The organism is Erwinia sp. S38, assembly GCF_016624545.1.
Taxonomy (GTDB): Bacteria; Pseudomonadota; Gammaproteobacteria; order Enterobacterales; family Enterobacteriaceae; genus Erwinia; species Erwinia coffeiphila.
In genome coordinates this window covers 385,193-402,340 of record NZ_JACVTS010000001.1, presented here as the reverse complement: position 1 = coordinate 402,340, position 17,148 = coordinate 385,193, and the positions used below count along the sequence as shown (strand labels likewise).

The window sequence follows — 17,148 nt, the reverse complement described above, 5'->3', positions numbered from 1 at the left end:
GCTTCCATGGAATCAGATAAAAGTAAAAAGGGCCAGGCAAGCCTGGCCCTTACGGGGCGACGACGGAAGTCACCGGCCGTCTGACAGATTAGTGAATAATGGCGTTCAGAATCAAGACGCCCGCCAGGCCGAGGAAGGAAATCAGCGTTTCCATCACCGTCCAGGTCTTCAGCGTTTCAATCACGCTGAGGTTGAAGTAGCCCTTGAACAGCCAGAAGCCAGGGTCGTTAACGTGTGACGCTATCACACTACCGGAACCCACTGCCAGCACCATCAGCGCCGGGTCAGCGTGGGTGATAGCAATAATTGGCGTAACGATACCAGCGGTGGTGATTGCCGCAACGGTCGCAGAACCCAGCGCGATACGCAGCATGGCTGCCACGGTCCAGCACATCAGCAGCGGAGACAGCGATGAGCCTTTCATCATATTCGCGATGTAGTCACCCACGCCGCTGTCCACCAGCACCTGCTTAAAGGCACCGCCACCGGCGATAATGAACACGATCATCGCAATCGCGCCGATGGAGGAGCTGCACATCTCCATCACCTCGTCCATCTTACGGCCGTTGCGCAGGCCCAGGGTGAACACCGCAATCACTACCGAGATAAACAGCGCCACCGCCGGGTTACCGACAAATTCAAAGAACTGACGCAGCACATTTTCTTTCGGCGTGGTCAGCTCAAATACCGCCGCCACCGCCATCAGGATCACCGGGATAACCGCCGCGAAAATACTGGTCCAGAAGCCCGGCATTTCATGGTCTTCAAACACTTTCGGGTTATAGAGCCCTTCCGGCGGTGATTTTTCGAAGTTTTTCAGGAATTTCGAGAACACCGGCCCGGCAATAATGACCGTCGGGATAGTGATGATCATGCCGTACAGCAGCGTAGTTCCGAGGTTAGCACCAAAGATAATGGCGATAGCGGTCGGGCCCGGGTGCGGCGGCAGGAAGCAGTGGGTCACCGACAGCGCGGCCACCATCGGCACGCCGACGTACAGCAGCGGCAGGCGAGCGGCGGCCACTACAGTAAACACCAGCGGCAGCAGCAGCACGAAGCCGATTTCATAGAACATCGCCAGGCCAACAACCAGACCGGTGACCATCAGCGCCCACTGCACACGCTGTTTACCGAAGGCGGCAATCAGCGTGGTGGCTACGCGCTGCGCGGCCCCGGTGTCGGACACCAGCTTGCCGAGCATGGCACCGAAGCCGAGGATTAGCGCCAGCCCACCGAGCGTGCCGCCAACCCCTTTCTGGATCGAAGCGATAACCGCCAGCGGCGTCATCCCTTCGGCCACGCCGACCACGGCAGAGACAAAAATCAGAGCGATGAAGCCGTTGACCTTAAATACGATCATCAGCACCAGAAGCAGAATGACCCCAAAGGCTATTATTGTAATGGGCATAGAAATTCCTGTGTTTTAAAAGGTCCGGTGTCTTAAGGTGTAGCCGCTTACACTGCTACGCGCATCCCGCCGTCGACAAAAAGCAGGTGCCCGTTCACAAAATCAGAGGCTTTTGAAGCAAGGAACACCGCAGCACCGATCAGCTCTTCCGGGTTGCCCCAGCGCGCGGCCGGTGTGCGTTTACACAACCATGAGGTGAAGGCTTCATCATCCGCCAGCGCCTGGGTCATTTCGGTTTTAAAGTAGCCCGGCGCAATGCCGTTTACCTGAATGTTGTAGCGCGCCAGCTCAACGCACATGCCGCGCGTCAGCATGGTCACCGCGCCTTTTGACGCAGCGTATGGGGTGATGGTGTCGCGGCCCAGCTCGCTCTGCATCGAGCCGATATTGATGATTTTACCCTGCTTGCGGGTCACCATCTGGCGTGCCACCGCCTGAGAAACCAGGAATACCGCAGTCTGGTTAACGGCGATAACGTCGTTCCAGTCCTGCTCCGGGAACTCCAGGAACGGGCGACGGCGTTGAATACCGGCGTTGTTCACCAGCACGTCGATCGGCCCGATCTCGCTCTCAATTTTTTCCACTGCCGCATTCACTGCCGCTGACTGAGTAACGTCAAACGCTACCGCGTGTGCCTTAAAGCCCTGCTGCTGCAGCGCAGCGGCGGCTTTATCCGCACCTTCCTGCGTGGTGGCGTTGATGATCACTTCGGCACCGGCCTCGGCCAGCCCTTTCGCCATCAGAAAACCAATACCGCGGCCGGAACCGGTGATCAGTACACGTTTGTTAGCGAGTGAGAAAAGCGTTGTCATGATTTGTCCTTAAAAAGTCAGCTGCACTTTGGCGGCTTTTTGTTTATCACCGGCAAACACCAGTGCAGCATCGATATTCTGATAGTCGTATTCACCGCTGAACAGCGGCAGCGGGTTCACCGTACCGTTACCCAGCCACTCCACCGCCGTATTGAACTCGGTGGTAAAGCGGAAGGAACCGACCAGTTTTATTTCTTTGGCGATCAGCATCATGATCGGGAAGCCCGGCACGTCGCCGCCCATACCTACCTGCACCAGCGTGCCTTTTGCACGGGTCACTTCCAGGCAGCGGGTCAGAGAAGAAGGATGACCGGAGGCTTCAAACGACACGTCGAAGTAGCCTTTCTCCGCCAGATAAGGGGTGAAGTCGCCGTTGGCCGCGTGAATGGTGTCGGTTGCACCCATCGCCACTGCCATCGCCAGCGAGCGCTCGCTGATATCGGCACAGACCACTTCCGCCGCGCCCTTGGCTTTAGCCGCCGCCGCGATCAGGCAGCCGATAGGACCCACGCCGGAGATAAAGACTTTTTTGCCCTGAAGATCGCCGCCCTGATTGGCCGCGTGGATGCACACCGCCAGCGGTTCGGCAAATACCATCACCTTCTCATCGGCCTGGTTGTCGAAAGGAATACACTGGCTGCTGTCGACCACTTTGTACTGAGTGAAGCCGCCGTCAACGTGTGGGAAGTACATCGCGCTGCCGAAGAAACGCATGCCGGTACACTGGTTCTCTTCCTGCGCTTCGCAGTACTTGCAGTGGCCGCAGGGCTTGGACGGGTTCACCGCCACTTTTTGATTCTCTTTCAGCGCCGGGTTATCACTTTTCACCACGTAGCCAATCACTTCATGACCGAGGATCATCGGCATTTTCACCGCAAAGTTGCCGACTTTGCCGTGCTGATAGTAGTGCAGATCGGAACCGCAAATGCCGCCGCGCGTGATGCGCACCAGCGTGCCTTCGCCCTGGTAATCCACCTGCTGGCTGACAACCTCGACCTGCTCTTTACCGTTGATCATGCAGGACTGCGTGGTAGTACTCATGAGAAACCTCTAATACGTATTCATTGAGGCGCCTATGAGAACGATTTTACAGATGCAAAACTGTGAACAAGATCACTAAAAATCATGTTACTAAACTCATGTTACGCATAACGTGACGCTGCTACCCTTTCGGAGAAACCTTAATCAGTGGCATACATCACAAAGCCAATAACTGTACTTTCGTCGCGGTCATATGATCGCTACAGTTAACTCATCCGACCACTTCCGGGATTTACGATGAGCGTGTCACTGTTCTCTCCGCTGGACCTGGGTTTTACCCAGCTCAAAAACCGTTTTCTGATGGGTTCCATGCATACCGGGCTGGAAGAGCATCCGCAGGGTGCCGAACGGCTGGCGGCGTTTTACGCCGAGCGCGCGCGGGCCGGAGTGGCGCTGATTGTCACCGGCGGCATCGCCCCCACGCCGGAGGGCGTGGTCAGCCCCGGTGCTTCGGTGCTGAACGATGAGTCGCAGCTGGCACACCACCGCCGGGTCACCGACGCCGTGCATCAGGCAGGCGGCAAAATTGCCATGCAGATCCTGCACACCGGCCGCTATAGCTATCAGCCCGGCCTGGTTGCCCCTTCGGCGATTCAGGCTCCCATCAATCCCTTTACCCCACGTGCGCTCAGCCACGAAGAGATCCTGGCGCTGATCGCCGCCTATGCCCGCTGCGCGCGTCTGGCACAGCAGGCCGGTTACGACGGCGTAGAGATCATGGCGTCCGAAGGCTATCTGATTAACCAGTTTCTGGTGACCCACGCCAATCAGCGCGACGATGAATGGGGTGGCGATGACGTGCGCCGCCGCCGCTTTGCGCTGGATATTCTGCGCGCGGTACGGGCGGCGGTAGGCGACGAATTCATTATTATTTTCCGCCTGTCGATGCTGGACCTGGTGGACCAGGGCGGCACGCTGGAGCAAACCATCACTCTGGCGAAAGAGGTGGAACAGGCCGGTGCCACGCTGATCAATACCGGTATTGGCTGGCACGAGGCGCGTATTCCGACCATTGCCACCGCCGTGCCGCGTGCCGCTTTCGCCTGGGTGACGCAGGCGCTGAAGCAGCATCTGCGCATCCCACTGATCGCCACCAATCGCATCAATCACCCGGATGTGGCGCAGGCGGTGCTGGATGACGGCTGTGCCGATATGGTGTCGATGGCGCGGCCGTTCCTGGCCGATGCCGAATTTGTGCTGAAGGCGCAGCAGGGGCGCAGCGATGAGATCAACACCTGCATCGGCTGCAATCAGGCCTGTCTGGATCAGATTTTTGTCGGCAAGCTCACCTCCTGCCTGGTCAATCCCCGCGCCTGCCACGAAACCACTCTGCCGCTGATCCCCGCAGCCGTGCGGAAAAACCTCGCGGTGGTCGGTGCCGGGCCAGCCGGTCTGGCGTTCGCGGTGAATGCCGCCGCGCGCGGGCATCAGGTGACGCTGTTTGACGCGCTGCCCGAAGTGGGCGGGCAGTTCAATATCGCCCGGCAGATCCCGGGGAAGGCGGAGTTCAGCGAAACCCTGCGCTATTTCCGCCGCCAGCTGGATATCCACGGCGTGACCCTGCGGCTCAATCAGTACGTCAGCGCCGCTCAACTGGCCGACTTTGATGAAGTGGTACTGGCTACCGGCATTGAGCCACGAACACCGGCCATCCCGGGTATCGATCATCCTTCGGTTCTCAGCTATCTGGACGTGATCCGCGATAAAAAACCGGTCGGCCTGCGGGTGGCGATTATCGGCGCGGGCGGCATCGGTTTTGATACCGCAGAATATCTGGTGCAGCCTGAAACCGCCGCGCCGCAGGATATCGCCGACTTCTGCGAAGAATGGGGCATCGACCGCACGCTGACCCGGCCCGGAGGCCTGACGCGCCCGGTCGCGCCTCACAGCGCCCGCCAGGTCTGGCTGCTTCAGCGCAAACCCGGTAAGCCCGGTGCAGGGCTGGCGAAAACCACCGGCTGGATACATCGTGCCAGCCTGCAAATGCACGGCGTGCAGATGTGGGGCAGCGTTGAATATCAGCGAATTGATGATGACGGGCTGCATATTCTGCGCGATGGTGAAGCGCAGCTGCTGGCGGTGGATAATATTATTATCTGCGCCGGACAGGAGCCAAGGCGGGAACTGGAAACGCAGCTCCTCGCCCAGGGCAAGCCGCTGCATATTATCGGTGGCGCAGATATAGCCCAGGAGCTGGATGCCCGCCGGGCTATTGCGCAGGGAACTAAACTGGGGCTGGGGATTTAGCCTCAGCGCCCGGCGGAGGTGGCAAGGCGCTCTTCGGCATCCCGGGCGCGGGTTATGCGGTTACGCAGATCGCGGCGGAATATTTCAATCGTCCACATCCAGAGGATATGGCCGAAGATTTCGGACAGGATTTCATCGCCGGGAAGATCTCCGCCAGCAGTGCGGCAGAATAACGGCGATACGATTTATTGGTCATGCGGTAAAGCTCTCCATGCAAAAAAATCCTTTAAATTCCCGGAAATACCGTTCCGGTGATGCAGCATAACCTTTTTTGTACCCGGAAGAGTGTTATTGCAGGCGGCAAGGTAAACCCGCAGCATCAATCCAGGCACGGCCAGCGAAAATATTTTGGCAAAATGTCGTAAAACGTTAGCCTCGAAGGCGTATAAAAAATCTGTCGCCCGTCCCTTAAGGAGCATTTTGATGTCGTATTCCTGGCGTTCCTCGCTACTTTCCCGCTTCGACTGGCTCGATCACGCCTTTTTACCCGCCGGAGAACGGCCCCCGGTAGAGACGATTTACAACCAGCAGCGGCACAGCGCCCGCGTGGTGCCGAGCGCAACGGCGCTACCGGTAAAAAGCGTGGAGGCCGACGGGCTAATCGCCAGCGATAACCGCCCCGTTGCGGTCTACACCGCGGACTGTCTGCCGATCCTGCTGGTAGACGCTAAACAACACCAGGCGGCGGCGGTACACGGTGGGCTGAAGGGTATTCTCGGTGGCGTGCTGGCTAATGCCATCCGCCAGCTGTGCCAGAACGGCAGCGCGCCGGCGGATCTGTTTATCGCCATCGGCCCGTCGATTGGCCCCTGCTGCTACGAGCTGGGAAAGGACTTAATTGCTCGCGCGGAGCAGGACGACCCGCACCACCTGGCACCGTTAATGGCATGGTCTGAGCAGCCGTCGATAAATCCGGCGGCAGTCCGCCCGCAGGCGCAGGGAACGACCGATGGCGTATGGTTTGATTTGCCGCTGTTGGCAAAACGCATCGCGCTGAGGGAGGGGGTTCCGGAGGGGCAAATTGAGCTCAGCGGGATCTGCACCTACTGCATGGCGGAAGAGCAGGCCAGCTACCGGCGCAACACGCACCGCCAGCACGGCTACCAGCAGCGTTTTTCGTGGATCCGCGTAAAAAATTAACGCGCGTCGGTAAGCCTCGCAGCACATCCATCCCAGCCGCGGAGTGGTATGCACGCGGTGTGCGGCATGGCTGCCGCACCGCTGGCGATCAGCGCATTTTCACCGAGCGCAGGATCACAAACTTCTGATTGGTGGCGACGGTGGTGCAGTTGCCAAACAGCTTCTTCATTTTGTGGTAGTAATCCAGGTGGCGGTTGCCGACGATGCGCAGTTCGCCGCCGTACTGCAGGCAGCGGCGGGCATCGCGAAACATCTGCCAGGCGATATGATCGGTGACCGCGTTCTGCTGATGGAACGGCGGATTGCACAGTACCGCGTGCAGACGGTCGGACGGATAGCCCGCCAGCACGTTATTCACGCGAAACTCGCAGCGCGCTAAGTCGTCCGGGCAGTTTGACTCCACGTTCAGGCGGCTGGATGCCACTGCCATATAGGACTCATCCACAAAGTGAACCTGCGCCAGCGGGTTCTGGCGCAGCGCCGTCAGGCCAATCACGCCGTTGCCGCAGCCCAGGTCAACGATCTCACCGTCAATATCTTCCGGCAGGTGCTGCATAAAGAAGCGTGCGCCGATATCCAGCCCGCCACGGGCGAATACGTTGGCATGGTTGTGAATCAGGTAATCGGTGCCGTCCAGCGGCCACGTGGCGATCACATCGCTGTCCGCCAGCTTCGGAGCGCTGAACGTGGTGTAAATCAACCGTGCCTTTTTCCATGCCAGCGAGGTGGTGGTTGGACCAAGAATTTTCTCAAACAGCTGTAGCGTGGAAGTATGGATATCCTTCGCCTTGCCGGCGGCGATAATCTGCGTCTGCGGCGTGACGACTTTACGCAGCGCACGCAGCTGCTGCTCTAATAGCGCCAGGGTTTTCGGCACCTTGATCAGCACCCGCGTTGGAGCCGCAGGAAGCGGTGCCAGGCTGTCCAGCAGCTGTACATCACACTCGTCCAGCTCGTTCAGCGCCAGGTTCTGCCGGGTCGCCTGCTGGTTAAGCCAGGAATCGCTGATGCTGTAGACGCACTCGCCCGCGACCGCGCAGGCCAGTGCCCCAAAGGTGTCATTGAAAATCAGCGTGGGTCCGCCGGTCACTTCATCGCCGATGTGTTTCAGCAGATATTCATCGGCCGAATCCCAGGCCTGCAACGGGCTTTCTTCGCGCATTTGGGGAAAACGATGCAGCGTCAGCATACGGTTGCTTAGTTCAAGTTGGCTCATGGGAACACCTTAGTGGTAAAATTTCCGCGTTTTATCCCCTAAAATGAGCGAACAGTAAACGTTTTTCTTAAAATTACCCGTAATGGATATCGCGTATCGGGTAATACAGCGAAAATTAATCAGAGAGTTATGACAACATTACGCTATCTCAATGGCTATCCTACTGAACTGATTGCCCGCGTGCAGCAGCTGTCCGATCGCGGCCAGCTGGCAACATGGGTAGAGAAGAAGTATCCCGGCCAGCACAGTATTCAGGACGATAAATCGCTTTATCAGTACGTCGGCGGGCTGAAGCAGCGCTATCTGAAGAACGCCCCAGCGCTATCGAAAGTGATGTTTGATAATAAGCAGAATCCCGTGAAGGGCACGCTGGGCACAAACACCTTTGTTTCCCGCGTGCAGGGCGGCAAGCTGAAAAGTAATAACGAGATCCGCATCGCCACGCTGTTTCGCGACGGGCCGGAAGAGTTTCTCAAAATGATCGTCGTGCACGAGCTGGCGCATCTGAAAGAGAAGGATCACAACAAAGCGTTCTACCAGCTGTGCTGCCATATGGAACCGGACTATCACCAGCTGGAGTTTGATATGCGCATCTGGCTGAACTTCCGCGACCTGAAATAGCCCTGAAGCCCAAACATTGGCTAACCTTTGACCAAAATAGTTAGTTGACGTGATATTTTCACTGATTTATTAAGCGAAATATTGCGAAGCAGATCAAATAAAAATTCCATAAAGCTCCATATCGGAAAATAAATTCTATAAGTTGCATTGACGACTTTACCGATAACATGATCTCTGGAGCTGGCTATGCCTGTATTCATTGTCGCGATAGGAATCGCAATATTACTGATACTCATCATGGCGTTAAAATGGAATACCTTTGTTTCGCTGGTCATCGTCTCGTTTCTGGTGGCGCTATTTCTGGGAATGGACCCGACGCAGATTGCGCTAACGATTGAGAAAGGGATTGGCGCACAGCTGGGCCACCTGGCGCTGGTGTTTGGTTTTGGTGCCATGCTGGGCCGCCTGGTGGCCGATGCCGGAGGCGGCTACCGCATTGCCGCCACGCTGATCGCCGTCTTTGGCAAAAAGAACACTCAGGTGGCCGTGGTGATTGCCTCGTTTACCGTGGGTATCGCGCTGTTCTTCGAAGTGGGTCTGATCCTGCTGCTGCCCATTATTTACGCCATCGCCCGCGAGCTGAAGCTGCCGTTTCTGTATCTTGGCATTCCGATGGCCGCCGCGCTGAACGTCACCCACGGTTTCCTGCCGCCTCATCCGGCCCCCACGGCGATCTCGCTGGCCTACAGCGCCGATATCGGTCACGTGCTGCTGCTCGGTATTGCGGTCGGCATCCCTACCACCATTGTTTGTGGACCGCTGTTTAATAAGGTGCTTTATCGTCTGGCTCCGGCGGTGTACCAGGGGCAGAGCGACCTCAGCGCCTTCGGCGAACAGAAAAGCTATCGTCTGGAAGAGACGCCGGGGTTCCTCTCCAGCGTGCTGACCTCGCTGGCACCGGTGCTGTTTATGGCGCTGGCGACGGTGGTCGATCTGCTGTTCCCCGGCAGTGAATCCGCAGCGGTGAAAGCGGTGAAGTTTGTCGGCACGCCGGCGATGGCAATGCTGATTTCGCTGATTATCGCCTTCTGGACCATGGGCTTTGCTCGCGGCCGCAGCGCGGAAGAGATTGGCAAAACGCTAACCAGCGCCATTGCGCAAATCTCTATGATGCTGCTGATTATCGGCGGCGGCGGTGCCTTTAAGCAGGTGATCGTTGACGGCGGCGTGGGCGACTATGTCGCCGGGCTATTTGCCGCCTCCACCCTGTCACCGCTGATTATCGCCTGGTCGATTGCCGCGATGCTGCGCGTCTGTTTAGGTTCGGCCACCGTTGCAGCATTAACGACCTCCGGCATTGTAGCGCCGATGCTGCCGATGTTTCACATCGATCCAGCGCTGATTGTGCTGGCGACGGGCGCAGGCAGCGTGATTGCCTGCCACGTTAACGATGCCGGATTCTGGATGGTGAAAGAGAGCTTCGGCCTGACCATGAAGCAAACCTTCTGTACCTGGACGGTGCTGACTACCGTGCTGTCGGTTTCCGGGCTGATCTTTATTCTGATTGCGGAAAGGCTGTTCTACTGAGGCAGCCGTTCGTCTGAGGAACATGCTGAGGGGATTGTGCTGCAGGCCAACCGGCCTGCAGCGGGTGCTGAACATCACGGCAGCGCGTAAGCCACCGGGGTGATCGCATTACGGTCGAGGTTTTTACTCAATGCTTTCACGGCGGAACGCATCGGGCACAGCGTACCCACGTCGGTTACCCGGCAGTCCGGCTGACGCCACTCCTCACGCAACAGCGGATGTTTGCCATCCACCTGCTGTAAATTGCGCAGGTCGTCCAGGCTCTGCCCCTGGAAGTAGACATGCAGGAAACGCTCTCCGGTTTTGCTGTCACGCCAGCGCTCCAGCACCAGGCTGCTGCCCGGCGGGATATTGCCGCGCGTGTAGCCGGGCAGCGTCCAGCTGAAATCCATCAGCGTGCGTACCATCGCGATGTTGGTGTCATGCGCCACCAGCAGCAGCCAGCGCGTATCCGGCATGTTATCCGTCGGCTTATTTACGCCCTGCTCAACGCCCTGCAGCATGGCGTTAAGCAGAATGGAACCGCGCTTCTGCGCGGTATAAAGCACGTCGTTGCTGAGATAGTAATTAGCCGTTAACAGCGGTAAAACGGCGGTGATCTGCGCCGATGAGGTGATATTGCCCGATGCAAGTTGGGCAACCGGCAGGTTTTCATTCCAGCCAAGGCGCAGCGTTTCCACCATATTGGCCAGCACGCTCAGGCCATCAACGTAGGCTTTACCGCTTTTACTCTGTTTAATCTGCCAGGGCTTTTCAAAGAAGGTGCAGGAGGCATCGTCCCGGCACACCGCTTTTTTCAGCGCCTGAACCGCAGGCTGTAACGCCTGCTGACGGGCCGCCAGATCGCCCGCCGTCTCTTTGACCTTCACCAGTTGCGTTGCCGGATCGGTGTTGGTCGCCGGGAACGCCTCGGTCTGGAACAGCGGATCGTGGTCACCCTCAACCCGATGAACGGCTACGCCACAGCCGGGAAATGCACCGTCCACCAGCGCAGCGGCGGTTGCCCGGGTGCGCTGTAGCGGGCTGGCCCGCACATAGACGTCCTGCGGCTGCGGGCAGCCCGCAGTGAGCAGCCCCAGCTGCCGATAATGTTCGCCCTGCCAGCGCCCTTTGTTCACCACCGCCGCATAGCCGTGGCCGGTCAGCTCGCCGTCGGCGGTATTCCACTGCGTCCAGGGACGGTTGGTTGCGGCCTCAATATCCGTGCGGTTGCCAGGCGTCGGCGGCCGGATGCCGTGGCGGCTAAGCTCCACCACTTTTTCCAGCTCATAGGTGGCCTCCGCATGTGCCTGAGCGGCGCTGAACCACAGCGTTCCGGCGATAAACAGGCGTGCAGCAGCCTGATGTCTTTTTGCCATCATTGTGTCTTCCTTCTGTTGAGGTAATTAAGATGAAAACAGGGTGCGGCGCTCGCTGGCGTTGCGTCTTGCCACCATCACGGCGGTAACAAAGCACAACAGCGCAGAGATAAGACCGGCTGCCACCCAGAACTGGGACAACGTGTGGAAATCGTAGAGTTTGATGCCATTTTCCATCACCGACGTTTTATCGATGATGATACCCGTCAGGAATTCACCGAATCCGGCCCCGGCGTAGCTGACAATGCCGATGGTCCCGAGCGCCGCCCCGGCCGCTTTCCGCGAGGAGATATCCACCGCCAGCAGGCCACCGAGGAAACAGGTCAGTGCGCCGATAGTCGCGCCGAAGATAACCATCGACAGAATATCGGTGTAGTAATTGCGCGGCAGCCACAGCATCAGCGCGAATCCGGCAGTATTCAGCAGGCTGATAAATCCGGCCATAATGCTGCGATTGCGCGAGAAGAAGCGGTCGGAGAGCATGCCCGCCACGATGGTGCCAACAATCCCGGCAACGGCATTCACGCCGATAATCGCCGAGGCTTCAACCGTGCTGTAGCCCTTCCCCTGCTGCAAAAAGAAGATGCCCCACGAATTTACGCCATAGCGGTCGATGTACATAAACGCCGAGGCCAGCGCCAGCGTCCACAGCGCCGGGTTGCGCAGCGCCATCAGCTGATTGCTAAACACCGATCCTTTGGCCTCTTCTTCTTCCTGCGGTTCGTTGCTGATGTCATGAATCGACGGGAAGCCGCTGCTTTGCGGTGAGTCACGCATAAACAGCAGCATCAGCACCACGCCCGCCGCGCCCAGCGCTGCGGTAGAGAGGTAGCCCATATGCCAGCCGTAGCCCGCAATCACCGCCGCGATCACGATGTAGGTCAGCGCCTCGCCGATGTTATGCGCCGTCGACCAGATGGAGTAGAAAGTGCCGCGCTCTTTGGTGCCGTACCAGCGCGCGAGGGAAACGGCACAAGGCCCTACTCCCATCGACTGCGCCCAGCCGTTGATGCCCCAGAAAATGGCCAGCATCATCGCGTTGGTGGTCATCCCCATCATCAGGTTCATCCCCGCGCTGAGCAGCAGCCCGAGGCTCATAAAGCGCACCACGTTGGCGTGATCGGCCAAAAACCCGTTAACCAGTTTGCCGATGGCGTAGCTGAAAAACAGCGCCGAGCCGATCATCCCCAGCTCAGAGGGAGAAATACCCAGCTCCACCAGCGCGGTTTTCGCCACGGTGAACGAGAGCCGACAGACGTAAAACGTTACGTAGGCCAGCGTCATCGCCAGAAACGTTTGCCAGCGCACGCTGCGGAAGCGCTGTTCATTGAATACGGCGGTAGTTTTCGCCGGGCTGGCCCGGAAAAAACGGATTAATCCAGACATCATCTTGTCTCCGTAGGGCGGAGGCGGTGCTGATTGATTTTGTCTTCGTCCCTGAAGGCTGTTTCCGTGTTATGTAGAGTACGCAATCAGATGCCAGACCCGTGCAGGTTAGTTTAAGGGTTGAACAACCCATTGTTTTAATTGTGGATAGAGCGTTTTACTGGCCAGCAGCACCGGATTGCCTTGCGCAATGCCGTCCGCCGCCAGGTAATCGTTGGTGGCCCCGCCCGCTTCGCGCATCAGCACGATCCCCGGCAGGCCATCCCACGGATTCATATGCGGTTCGTAATAGCCAATCAGGCGGCCGGCGGCGGCCCAGGCGCTCATCAGCGCGCCGGAACCGTTGCGGACAAACATGCCGCCGTGCTGCAACAGCTGGTCGAGAAACGGCAGGAAATCGGCCGCCGTCACGCGATGCGAGGTCCCGACGCCCATAACGCCACCGGCAACCGTTTCTGCCGGATGCGGCGCGATTCTCCGATCGTTGAGCCAGGCCCCTTCCCCTTTCAGGGCATGGAAGAGCTCCTGGTGATTGGGGTCATACACCACGCCAATCACCGGTTCACCGTCAACCACCACCGCCAGCGACAGGCACCAGGTGTACAGGCCGTTGAGGAAACAGCTGGTGCCATCGATCGGGTCAACGACCCACAGCACGCGCTGGTGCGCATCGGACGTGCCGCTCTCCTCGCCCAGAAATCCGTCTTCCGGGAACGCCTCTGCGATGCGTGATTTGACAAAGGACTCCACCTCGCGGTCGGCCAGGCTAACCACATCCTGCGCATCGCTGCCCTTGTGTTCGACCCGCAGGCTGTCGCGCTGCTGATAGAAGCCATAAGCCAGTTTTCCCCCGGACTCAGCAAGACTGCAGGCGAAGCGGTAGCGCGCCAAAAGCGAATCGTTTTCTCGGGTTGTCATAACATCTCCTGAAAATGCACACGTGTGCATTTGTTAACAAAAAATAAGCCCCGTAGGGCAAAAGAGAGTGTGACGGCAGTTCACAGAATAATCTGTGAGCTACCGCATAAAATTAATTTTTCATTACGCGCTCTGGCGAATGATTAATTTCACCGGCACGGCACGATGGCGGGAAGGAAGATCGAACTGGGCAATACGGGTCATCAAAAGATCCACCGCCTGCTGCGCCAGCCCTTCAGTATCCTGTTGAATTGTCGTCAAATGATAGGGGTCCCAGCCCGCCTGGGGAATATCATCAAAGCCCATGACGGCGGGTAGCGGATCGTCGCCGTTGAGCGTTCGCAGGCCGTCGATCGCGCCTAATGCCAGCATATCCGTGGCGCAAAGCAGCACCTGGCAGGAACGTAATTCAAGCGCCGCCGCCTTGCCGGCCGCATAGCCGCCGCCGGGAATAAACCGCGTGGCAATAGTCAGGTCCGGCGCGCAGGCCAGCAGCGCCTGATAGCGATCTTCCGTACTGAAATTACGCCGCTCTTCGCCGATAAACCCAACGTGTTTCCAGCCGCGCTGGCGGCAGTAATCCGCCATCAGCTGCATACCCTGAGCGTTATCGCTGGCGACACGATCGCAGCCTGCCAGATCGGCATCCCGGTTGATTAAGGTCACCGGGATCTTACGCTCCAGATACTCTTCGGCCAGCGACAGCGGCGGCGCGCCGGAGGTGATAATCACCCCGGCCACGTGGTAGCTGAGCAGCTGTTTCAGTGAGGGAGCCAGCTGTTCCGGATCGTCGGCATTCATCAGCAGCGGCATAAAACCGTGCAGCGCCAGCTGATGAACCAGCGGCGACAGCAGCTTGCTGCGGAAGGGGTTATCGAAACCGGCGGTGACGATGCCGATAAAGTTGCTGCTGCCGGTGATCATCGTGCGGGCGATGATATTGACCTGGTAACCCAGCGTTTCCGCTGCGGCGAGGACTTTTTTCCGCGTTTTTTCCGCCACGGAGGCACCCGGGGTAAACGTGCGGGAAACCGCAGAGCGTGATACCCCTGCCAGGCGGGCGACATCTTCGGCATTGACCCAGTTTTTTTTCTTCTCGCTCATGCTCACTCTGCGCAGGTTACGGTGTGCGTGAGCCTATGTTAACCTCCCCGCACCGATCCGCGCCACACCACATCGGCCTGATACACCAGGCTGTCGTGCTGCTGCTCGCTCTGCGGGGTAAAGCCGTTTTCCGCCTGCTCGGTCTGGATCAGCCACTGCACCGCGTCGCGGGCAAAGCGCTCTACCGGCTGGGCAAAAGTGGTCAGATTGAAGGATGACCACCCGGCCTGCACGATATTATCGAATCCTATCAGGCAGATATCCTCCGGCACGCTGACCGCAAAGCGGTGTCGTGCTTCATCCATAAAGCCGCAGGCCACCAGATCGGTGACGCAAAATACCGCATCCGGGCGCTGCTGGCGGGTCAGCAGGCGGTGCGCCAGAATCTGGCCGCTTTCATAGGACGTGGAACCAAAACGCTCAACGGTGACCGCTAATCCGGCCTGCTCCGCCACCGCGACAAACGCGGCTTCGCGCTTCATCAGGCTGGGCGTTCCGGCCAGCGAGTTGGCAAACGCCAGATGCCGACAGCCCGCGCGCTGAAAGGCCATCACCGCCGTTTCGGCCGCCGATTGTGCATCCAGATTAATACTCAGCGAGCCGGGGAGCGACTCATCGCGGTTAATCAGAATAATGCGCTGCCCGTGCTTATAGCACTGCCGGGTGATGGCGCGGTCCGGCATGCCGGAAAGGATAATCGAGGCGTCGGCGCGGAAATTAATCGCCTGCTGCAGCGCCGCCGAGACGCTGTTGTCCGAGCGGTCGGTGTTGATCAGCATCGCCACTTTTCCCACCTCCTGTAGAAACTGGGTCAGCCAGCGCACCAGCATCGCGCGATAGGGGGTAGCGATTTCAGACACCACCAGGCAGACAATGCCGCTGCGGTTGCGCACCAGCCCGCGCGCCAGATGATTGACGTGATAGCCCAGTTCCTCCGCCGCTTTCATCACCCGCGCACGGGTCGTTTCCGACACGCTGGCCCCCGGCGTATAGGTCCGCGACACCGCAGAACGCGAAACCCCTGCGCGGTCGGCCACGTCCTGCGCACTCACTACCGCTTTCTCATTTTGCATGCTGCTCTCCATCAAAATCCCGGCTGAGATTGAGTCTGCCTCAGATTGCAAAGCTGTGCAAACTGACCGACATCACAATTGTTATATTTTTGTGACAAAGGCTGCTAATTCGGCAGCAAGCCATTTGACAGTTTATTTCTTGTTCATTATTACTTTGCACACACGTGCAAAATCAGGTGCCAGTGAAGCACCACCCTACAAACCCAGGAGATCATCATGCGATATACCTCAATGGCCATCGCGCTATCCCTCTGTTGCACTGCTTTACCGTTTGCCGCTTCGGCAGCGGGCAATCTGAATATGGTCTGCTCGGCGGATGTGGTGGTGTGCGAGCATATGACGCGTATTTTTAGCCAGTCTCATCCGGATATCAAAGTCAGCATGGTCCGCCTGTCGGCGGGCGAGGCCTATGCGCGGCTGCGCAGCGAGGCGCGCAATCCGCGCACCGATATCTGGTGGGCGGGCACCGGCGATCCGCATATGCAGGCAGCGGATGAAGGGCTGACCCAGGTGTATAAATCACCGCTGCTGACCGAACAGCAGGACTGGGCACAGAAGCAGGCTGAAAACTCCGGCTATCGCACGGTCGGCATCTACGCCGGCGCGCTCGGCTGGGGTTACAACACCAAACTGCTGGCCGACAAAAAACTGAAGGAGCCGACCTGCTGGGCCGATCTGCTCGATCCGGGCTTCAAGGGTGAGATCCAAATCGCCAACCCGAACTCGTCCGGCACCGCCTACAACACCCTGGCCACGCTGGTGCAAATCATGGGCGAAGATAAAGCCTTCGATTATCTGAAAAAGCTCAACGCCAATGTTTCCCAGTACACCAAGTCCGGTTCCGCACCGGTGAAATCCGCCGCGCGCGGGGAAACCACGGTCGGTATCGTGTTTATGCACGATGCCGTGGCGATGCAGGTGGATGGCTTCCCGATCAAGACCGTTGCACCGTGTGAAGGCACCGGCTACGAAATTGGCTCAATGTCGATCGTCAAAGGCGCGCGTAACCTCGCCAACGCCAAAGTCTGGTACGACTGGGCGCTGAGCGCGGAAGCTCAGTCACATATGAAAGAGGCCAAATCCTTCCAGCTGCCGTCCAACCGCAACGCCGAGATTTCCGAATATGCGCCGCGCTTTGAGAACATCAAGCTGATCGACTACGACTTCAAAACCTACGGCGATTCCGCCAAACGCAAAGCGCTGCTGAGCCGCTGGGACAAAGAGATCGGTGCCAGCGCGCAGTAATCCCCGCCGTTTTGTGATGCTGATACGCGGTGGCTTCGGCCTGATGTCCGCT

General features: G+C 58.4%; 14 protein-coding genes. 5 read left to right on the top strand and 9 right to left on the bottom strand.

Going from position 1 to position 17,148, the window contains the following annotated elements:
- Positions 1–88 precede the first annotated feature (88 nt).
- The 3 genes from IBT46_RS01785 to idnD are packed head-to-tail and all read right to left on the bottom strand — an operon-like array spanning position 89 to position 3,261.
- On the bottom strand, positions 89–1,408 hold the full coding sequence (locus IBT46_RS01785; protein WP_200543469.1) for a gluconate:H+ symporter: 1,320 nt from the start codon (positions 1,406–1,408) through the stop codon (positions 89–91).
- 47 nt (positions 1,409–1,455) lie between these two features.
- Positions 1,456–2,220, bottom strand: coding sequence for a gluconate 5-dehydrogenase (gene idnO / locus IBT46_RS01780; RefSeq protein ID WP_105592571.1), 765 nt, complete (start codon positions 2,218–2,220; stop codon positions 1,456–1,458).
- Positions 2,221–2,229: 9 nt separating this feature from the next.
- Complete coding sequence (idnD, locus tag IBT46_RS01775) at positions 2,230–3,261, bottom strand: L-idonate 5-dehydrogenase (RefSeq protein WP_105592572.1); 1,032 nt, start codon at positions 3,259–3,261, stop codon at positions 2,230–2,232.
- Between the two features lie 237 nt (positions 3,262–3,498).
- On the opposite strand from idnD, the gene IBT46_RS01770 reads away from it, so the two are divergent.
- Positions 3,499–5,508 (top strand): NADPH-dependent 2,4-dienoyl-CoA reductase, encoded by a 2,010-nt coding sequence (locus IBT46_RS01770; protein ID WP_200543467.1) that lies wholly within the window; start codon positions 3,499–3,501, stop codon positions 5,506–5,508.
- Between the two features lie 423 nt (positions 5,509–5,931).
- Positions 5,932–6,648: a polyphenol oxidase family protein gene (locus tag IBT46_RS01760; RefSeq protein ID WP_200543466.1), complete on the top strand. Its 717-nt coding sequence runs from the start codon at positions 5,932–5,934 to the stop codon at positions 6,646–6,648.
- 88 nt (positions 6,649–6,736) lie between these two features.
- Here IBT46_RS01760 and rlmG read toward each other — a convergent pair whose 3' ends face one another.
- A complete protein-coding gene (rlmG, locus tag IBT46_RS01755; RefSeq protein ID WP_200543465.1) occupies positions 6,737–7,864 on the bottom strand; it encodes a 23S rRNA (guanine(1835)-N(2))-methyltransferase RlmG in 1,128 nt (375 codons plus the stop codon).
- A 129-nt stretch (positions 7,865–7,993) separates the two neighbouring features.
- Here rlmG and IBT46_RS01750 point away from each other — a divergent pair, with 129 nt between their 5' ends.
- Both IBT46_RS01750 and IBT46_RS01745 read left to right on the top strand, forming a co-directional pair.
- Positions 7,994–8,485, top strand: coding sequence for a M48 family metallopeptidase (locus tag IBT46_RS01750; protein ID WP_105592578.1), 492 nt, complete (start codon positions 7,994–7,996; stop codon positions 8,483–8,485).
- Positions 8,486–8,671: 186 nt separating this feature from the next.
- The gene (locus tag IBT46_RS01745) at positions 8,672–10,012 is read left to right on the top strand and encodes a gluconate:H+ symporter (RefSeq protein ID WP_200543463.1); all 1,341 of its coding nucleotides are present in this window, start codon (positions 8,672–8,674) and stop codon (positions 10,010–10,012) included.
- A 74-nt stretch (positions 10,013–10,086) separates the two neighbouring features.
- Here the strand turns inward: IBT46_RS01745 and IBT46_RS01740 are convergent, their stop codons facing one another.
- From IBT46_RS01740 to IBT46_RS01720, 5 genes are all read right to left on the bottom strand, one after another.
- On the bottom strand, positions 10,087–11,373 hold the full coding sequence (locus IBT46_RS01740) for a histidine-type phosphatase (protein ID WP_200543461.1): 1,287 nt from the start codon (positions 11,371–11,373) through the stop codon (positions 10,087–10,089).
- Positions 11,374–11,397: 24 nt separating this feature from the next.
- Positions 11,398–12,756, bottom strand: coding sequence for an MFS transporter (locus IBT46_RS01735; RefSeq protein WP_105592607.1), 1,359 nt, complete (start codon positions 12,754–12,756; stop codon positions 11,398–11,400).
- A 108-nt stretch (positions 12,757–12,864) separates the two neighbouring features.
- Positions 12,865–13,674 (bottom strand): inositol monophosphatase, encoded by an 810-nt coding sequence (locus tag IBT46_RS01730; RefSeq protein ID WP_200543459.1) that lies wholly within the window; start codon positions 13,672–13,674, stop codon positions 12,865–12,867.
- Positions 13,675–13,797: 123 nt separating this feature from the next.
- Positions 13,798–14,778: a LacI family DNA-binding transcriptional regulator gene (locus tag IBT46_RS01725; RefSeq protein ID WP_200543457.1), complete on the bottom strand. Its 981-nt coding sequence runs from the start codon at positions 14,776–14,778 to the stop codon at positions 13,798–13,800.
- Between the two features lie 38 nt (positions 14,779–14,816).
- Entirely contained in the window at positions 14,817–15,851 is a 1,035-nt protein-coding gene (locus IBT46_RS01720; RefSeq protein WP_200543455.1) for a LacI family DNA-binding transcriptional regulator, read from the bottom strand.
- Positions 15,852–16,067: 216 nt separating this feature from the next.
- Between IBT46_RS01720 and IBT46_RS01715 the strand changes: the two genes are divergently transcribed.
- Positions 16,068–17,096 (top strand): ABC transporter substrate-binding protein, encoded by a 1,029-nt coding sequence (locus IBT46_RS01715; RefSeq protein WP_200543453.1) that lies wholly within the window; start codon positions 16,068–16,070, stop codon positions 17,094–17,096.
- The last annotated feature ends 52 nt before the right edge of the window (positions 17,097–17,148 follow it).

Excerpts from the sequence above, each read along its gene's own strand:
- idnD (WP_105592572.1), bottom strand. The coding sequence starts at position 3,261 with ATGAGTACTACCACGCAGTCCTGCATGATCAACGGTAAAGAGCAGGTC.
- IBT46_RS01720 (WP_200543455.1), bottom strand. The coding sequence starts at position 15,851 with ATGCAAAATGAGAAAGCGGTAGTGAGTGCGCAGGACGTGGCCGACCGC.
- rlmG (WP_200543465.1), bottom strand. The coding sequence starts at position 7,864 with ATGAGCCAACTTGAACTAAGCAACCGTATGCTGACGCTGCATCGTTTT.
- IBT46_RS01750 (WP_105592578.1), top strand. The coding sequence starts at position 7,994 with ATGACAACATTACGCTATCTCAATGGCTATCCTACTGAACTGATTGCC.
- IBT46_RS01725 (WP_200543457.1), bottom strand. The coding sequence starts at position 14,778 with ATGAGCGAGAAGAAAAAAAACTGGGTCAATGCCGAAGATGTCGCCCGC.
- IBT46_RS01735 (WP_105592607.1), bottom strand. The coding sequence starts at position 12,756 with ATGTCTGGATTAATCCGTTTTTTCCGGGCCAGCCCGGCGAAAACTACC.
- IBT46_RS01740 (WP_200543461.1), bottom strand. The coding sequence starts at position 11,373 with ATGATGGCAAAAAGACATCAGGCTGCTGCACGCCTGTTTATCGCCGGA.
- idnO (WP_105592571.1), bottom strand. The coding sequence starts at position 2,220 with ATGACAACGCTTTTCTCACTCGCTAACAAACGTGTACTGATCACCGGT.
- IBT46_RS01730 (WP_200543459.1), bottom strand. The coding sequence starts at position 13,674 with ATGACAACCCGAGAAAACGATTCGCTTTTGGCGCGCTACCGCTTCGCC.
- IBT46_RS01715 (WP_200543453.1), top strand. The coding sequence starts at position 16,068 with ATGCGATATACCTCAATGGCCATCGCGCTATCCCTCTGTTGCACTGCT.
- IBT46_RS01785 (WP_200543469.1), bottom strand. The coding sequence starts at position 1,408 with ATGCCCATTACAATAATAGCCTTTGGGGTCATTCTGCTTCTGGTGCTG.
- IBT46_RS01745 (WP_200543463.1), top strand. The coding sequence starts at position 8,672 with ATGCCTGTATTCATTGTCGCGATAGGAATCGCAATATTACTGATACTC.
- IBT46_RS01770 (WP_200543467.1), top strand. The coding sequence starts at position 3,499 with ATGAGCGTGTCACTGTTCTCTCCGCTGGACCTGGGTTTTACCCAGCTC.
- IBT46_RS01760 (WP_200543466.1), top strand. The coding sequence starts at position 5,932 with ATGTCGTATTCCTGGCGTTCCTCGCTACTTTCCCGCTTCGACTGGCTC.